5 protein-coding genes are annotated in these 5518 nt (G+C 38.1%); 3 read left to right on the top strand and 2 right to left on the bottom strand.

Annotation, left to right across the window (positions count from 1 at the left end; all coding sequences use genetic code 11):
- Positions 1-512 precede the first annotated feature (512 nt).
- On the bottom strand, positions 513-2525 hold the full coding sequence (locus tag LHW48_03195) for an ABC transporter ATP-binding protein/permease (protein ID MCB5259466.1): 2013 nt from the start codon (positions 2523-2525) through the stop codon (positions 513-515).
- A gap of 240 nt (positions 2526-2765) precedes the next feature.
- Entirely contained in the window at positions 2766-4046 is a 1281-nt protein-coding gene (locus tag LHW48_03190; GenBank protein MCB5259465.1) for a radical SAM protein, read from the bottom strand.
- A 223-nt stretch (positions 4047-4269) separates the two neighbouring features.
- Between LHW48_03190 and LHW48_03185 the strand changes: the two genes are divergently transcribed.
- The 3 genes from LHW48_03185 to LHW48_03175 form a co-directional block, all read left to right on the top strand.
- Positions 4270-4695, top strand: coding sequence for a glycoside hydrolase family protein (locus LHW48_03185; protein ID MCB5259464.1), 426 nt, complete (start codon positions 4270-4272; stop codon positions 4693-4695).
- A complete protein-coding gene (locus LHW48_03180) occupies positions 4692-5150 on the top strand; it encodes a hypothetical protein (GenBank protein ID MCB5259463.1) in 459 nt (152 codons plus the stop codon). The genes LHW48_03185 and LHW48_03180 overlap by 4 nt, the downstream gene beginning before the upstream one ends.
- Positions 5150-5518: hypothetical protein (locus LHW48_03175; protein ID MCB5259462.1), on the top strand; the 369-nt coding region annotated here is incomplete at its 3' end. The genes LHW48_03180 and LHW48_03175, both read left to right, overlap by 1 nt.

Raw genomic sequence — 5518 nt, 5'->3', positions numbered from 1 at the left:
TTCAGTATTCCTAGGCTTATGTCATGCAAGAAGTTAGACTCAGGAAGAGTAAGGTGGCGAGAGAACTTTTCCAGGAATTGTGAGAATTTTACTTGCATACTTTGCTTGGTTTGTTTTTGTTGAAAATCAAACATGGTCGACTCCTTATTGTGATTTTGTTGTATGAACAATTATAGGAGTCGGCTTTTTTGTCAACGAAATAATTCGACAATAAGTGTATTTATATAATTGCGCCACAGAATTATAGCTAAGTGGGTAAAAGCCTAAATTTCAATCGTTTTGAGGGGGTAGGATTGCAAATACTTACGATTTAAGCGGTTACCGATTACTGAAAAACTGCAAAAATGTAGTTAGCCAACTGATGTCTACTTTTTCAACATAAAAAATGCCATAATTAACACTCTGATTGCTATCTATATTAGGACTCTCAATAATTTCGGGGGGATGCGTACGCTTTATTGGGCTGTCCTAACAATCGAATCCATTATACAAAAAGAGTAAATTACAGACAATTACTCAGCAGTCCCAATAATTGTATTCTCGTTTAAACAATGTATTAACTTCTGATATAGGCCTGGTTGATTAACAAGATCATCATGAGAACCGCATTGCGTTATGTGCCCTTCTTCCATTACATAGAAATTGGACGCCAATGAACACAGAACGTTTACTTTGTGTGTAATCAACAGCCCCTTCTTCCCTTCTATCTTGCTCTTCAATATATGCATCAATTCCTTCTCATTTAATAAGTCGATATTAGTGAATGGTTCATCAAGAACTACGAAATCATAATATTCTCTTATTAAAAATCGCCCCAAAATCAATCTTTGTTTTTCTCCGCCAGAAATGAATGCACCATTGCTTCCAAGCTTTCTTCCCTTTAGCTTATTCAAGCCTAACAACTTGACTGCATCATCAAGCCTCTGTTTAATAACATAATTCTGTTCAAAACATATCTTACTCACATCAGGTACAATAATCTCAATATTGTCAACGAGAAATCCAATGTATTTCTGAAATGCATTATCGTCAGATTTGGTCTCAGAGTAGTTGTACAATCCAATTAGTTCTAAACTAGGTAATAAATGGGAGAATTGTTCAAGCCATTTCTGAGTTTTCTTGAACCCTTTTTCTTTGTACTTAAACGGAAGTGTTAACAAGATGTCTCTAAAATCATTCTCAATTGAACAAATAATTCCATCACAACTATTATGATCGATTACTTGCCTGTTCATTATCAGGTTAAACTCCATATCCTGATCAAATATTTCCATATCTTGTGGCAGCATGTTAATTTTAAACAAATAATACTTTATTGGCAGCATATCGATGTTGATTCCATCAATGGATATAACCCCTTTATCGAGTCTGATATCTCTGCAAAGGGCACGGATTAATGATGTCTTTCCTTCTCCAGATAGGCCGACTAATCCAGTAATACCTTCGCGAAAACTTATTGATAAATCACTGAGGACGTTATTATCTTTTTCATATGAACAATATATTTCAATCAGATTAATCTGTTGCCAATGCCCCAGTGGTAGGCATGAGGGTACATCGCCATTATCTTCAGTATGGTTTAATTCTATTTGGTATAGTCTTTTAATGCTAACAGCAGCATATCGATATCTTTGAATAGTACTAATAACATTATTGACGGGATTAACAATTATTGAATAGTATGAAATCATAGCTAAGAGCATTCCATAAGTTATCACTTGTTTCTCAAGTAAACCCAGAGAAATAACTAGTATAACAATGAAGCCAATCCCCTTCAACAATTCATTTAATGCTGATGGTATTGTTTGCAAATTCAGAATTTTTAAAAACCCTTCTTGCATCTTGATGTAGCTCTGACGAAATACTCCCTCAATTCTACTGCTAATAGATAATGTTCTTACGATACTATTATTCGATAACTGGTCAATTAGGTTTGAGTACATCTCTCCCATTGAATTGCGATTAATGCTGTAAGCACATGCTTGTTTCTTTGAAAACATTAGACTTATACAAATAGATGCTACAATGTAGCCAAGACAAACAATGCTAAATGCTTTAGACCAGCTCAACACAATAAAGAAAACAATTATAGATTGTAAAACGCTAAATACTAAATCAAACAACGATAGATTAATAACTGACTGAGTTATGGCACTAACATCACTGAATAGCATATCGGCATATTGACCACTACCCCACTGGCTTATTCTGTTCTTTCTTTGATTTATTACTAACCTATAGTAATAGAAAAAAAGAGTTCTATCTATACTAAGTTTAACTCTATTATATAGCTGATTACTGAGCAAACTAATTAATGGGCCTCCAATCTGAGTTCCCATAAATATCAATAGATACAATAAAACTATACCATCTCCTGATAATACAGAATCTAAAAGCTTCTTTTGAAATAGAGGCGATATAACTTGAAAAATGTAGAGAAAGGAATATACAACTCCGATACTGAAGAATACGATAAAGTACCTGGTCTTTAAACGACTAATTATTCTAATAATGTTTTTCATCATACTCCTAATAATTAAAGTAAAGTGGAGGTTTCACCACCACTTTACACTGGATCAAGTATTCGGTGGCGGGCAGCCGCATAGGAATGAACATAATGTGGTGCATAAGCCATAACATCCAATATAGCAACCTGTACTGGCTCTTGTGTCCATTACGGTTCCACTAGCACTTCCAACATGTTCAACTGCATTAACCATGATGACCACTTTTACCTCCTTTAAGGCTAAATTCATAGCCTTGAGTTACGTGAGCATATGATAGACAGAACGCTCCATAACATGGCAAAACCTTTTCCCATACTTGAGATAGTTAAGAGGGCAACCACCATAGCATACCGGGAGTCTGATACATGATAAACACTTGTCATCCTTGAATGGGTTGTGATCCAGGTAATTTACTAGATTAACGAGGTTGCACACCATATATCCATCATCATTTATGTGCCCAATTTTATCGGATTCAATACTTTTGTCACTTCCACATTTCCAAATAGACAAATCAGGATAGATGTGGAATATATTCAAACCCCCATCACCTTCACAGTATTTGTAAAAGCCTGGAATTTTCACTGTATCAGAAATCTTGAAGCCCATAAGTTTTGCTTTTGCGGTGAACAATTCTGAATTCAATATGTTTGTATTCTTCTCGCAAAAAGCGTCGGTACTGAAAATTGGCCTGCATAGAACCTCAATTATCTGTTTTTCATCGTCGTTGAATTGACTGAGAAACGCCTCTAGCTCATTTACAGTGTTGTTAAACAAGTTCAATCTTATCACTATCTTGGTGTTGCTTTTGTTTTCAATAATTATTTTCATCATATTTTTCAGGTTGGCATAGATAACGTCATAGGTACCAGATCCATCTTTTAACCTTTTTAAAGTGTCATGTTTAACCTTCCCCAGTCCATCAATAGTAACTTGAACTATGTTGATACTATACTTGTTAATCAGTATATCTAACACTTCATGATTGAGCAAGTAGCCGTTAGTGATAACACTAGTTTCCAACTCAAAGTGGTACATGTTCTTAAGTTTATATACCCACTCATAGGTATCCTTTATTAATGACCACTTAATCAGAGGTTCTCCTCCGAAGAATGTCAATGTTAGCTTGCGTTTATCTTGAAGGTTGACTTGTAAGAATTTTTTAAATATTTCAAACATATCTGTCGACATGTCTGCTTCTTTATCTTTATGCTGGAAACAATAGTTGCAGGAACAATTACATTTCAATGTCTGCAATAAGACAATTTGCATAATATCAGTTCGGTGCATTGAAGCCGAGTATGCATACTCGAGGATTTTCACCTCGTTAACGTTATCTTCTACTACGAATCCATTAGAACAAAGAGCAGAGACAAATTCTGGTGGTAGTTCTTGGTTAGAATTTGGATCGGCTAAGAAACGCCTGATGCTTGAACTATACTTTTCGTCAATCTCACAGACTGACTTTGTGTATGTGTTCATTAGAAAGAGTTTTTCATCTACACTTTCCCACACATTATAGAAGCTCTGTTTTAACATAAGTTCACCTCGACCACAATTTATAATCAATCAGTTTTCAACACTTTTGCATACGCAAATCTTAACAAATACCAATTTACTTTATTAGTTCCATTTAAACGACGTCATGATTTCTGTCAATAACAATTTCTGTCGCATCCTTATGCATCCGTATTTGTGTTTATACAGGGTAGTGGCTTCCTTGCACTGGATAGAGTATCCACTGACATCGCAAGGAGACACAATGGAATCTAACTTACTGGAACGCATGAAAGAACAACTGCTTAGACATGAAGGTCTGAGGCTGAAGCCATACCGCTGTACAGCAGGTAAATTAACCATCGGGGTTGGTCGCAATCTGGATGATTGCGGTATCACTCAGAAGGAAGCTTATGTGCTCTTAGAAGGCGATATTCTGCAGTGTGAGAGACAAATTCTGGCTGAGATTCCAAAAATCTATCTTCAGATTGATGAGGTACGTAAGTCGGTACTTCTCAATATGTGCTTTAACCTGGGCATAAAAGGACTACTTAGCTTCAAGAATACACTTGCATTCATAGACGCAGGAGACTGGGAACGGGCTGCCAATAACATGCTTGTATCCAAGTGGGCAAAGCAGGTTGGTCGCAGAGCGATTGAGCTTTCAGAGCTGATGAGGAAGGGTAAGTGATCCCCATTCCAGTCGAGACGATTGAAGTACTGGCTGTGCTCAATCTACCCAAGGAGATGGCGGATAACATCATCTTCAAGGAGCATAAAAGGCTGGTCATGGAGACCATTAGGAGTTTGGTTTTGGATAACTATTACCAGGATGCTACCCGTATAGACTACCCCGATGATGATCCCTTCCTGATCTCTTTTCGTTTTGGGTTCTGCTTCCTGATGTTGCAAAGTACCTGCGAGTTTCTCAATTTGAAGACCCTGGGCGAGGGGATAGTCAAGACCGTAGGTTTAGACCAGTCTGCCACCGAACTGCTCACAGGGAGCGAAATAGACGCATTCAAAGCTAACCTTGAGCTAAGAGCACTAACCGGGCTACGTGACTATCTCAATCTGCAAGGCCAGAATCGCCTGGATGAGCTGAAACCCAGGCCTCCAAGAGTGATCAGGGTGGGAGTGATCTGATGCCAGATAGCTATACCAATCCTGATGAGCTGATGCAGGAAATCTACCTGGCTATCTATGCTGCCTTGGAGAGCAGACTGCATCTGATTGGTTCGGTTCTCGATGCAGAGTCCCGCAAGGAGATACTGGCAAGGCAGATCTACGATAAAGGCGACTTCTACGGCAATACAGGCTATCTGGTCGAGACCAGTCCTGATGCCATGATCCTGAGAGTAGGCTCAAATGTACGTCACGAACCTTTCGTTTTGGGTGGCAAAGTGCCTTCCTGGACTCCGATCGCTCCACTGATTGCCTGGGTCGAACGCAAGCACCTGTCTTGGACTGATAAAGAGACAGGTAAGCTGCTGACCGTAGCCGAGATCGCTTAT

The sequence above is a fragment of the Candidatus Cloacimonadota bacterium genome (genome assembly GCA_020532355.1).
Lineage (GTDB): Bacteria > Cloacimonadota > Cloacimonadia > Cloacimonadales > Cloacimonadaceae > UBA5456.
This window is presented reverse-complemented; position numbering and strand designations above follow the sequence as displayed.

Excerpts from the sequence above, each read along its gene's own strand:
- LHW48_03195 (MCB5259466.1), bottom strand. The coding sequence starts at position 2,525 with ATGATGAAAAACATTATTAGAATAATTAGTCGTTTAAAGACCAGGTAC.
- LHW48_03190 (MCB5259465.1), bottom strand. The coding sequence starts at position 4,046 with ATGTTAAAACAGAGCTTCTATAATGTGTGGGAAAGTGTAGATGAAAAA.
- LHW48_03185 (MCB5259464.1), top strand. The coding sequence starts at position 4,270 with ATGGAATCTAACTTACTGGAACGCATGAAAGAACAACTGCTTAGACAT.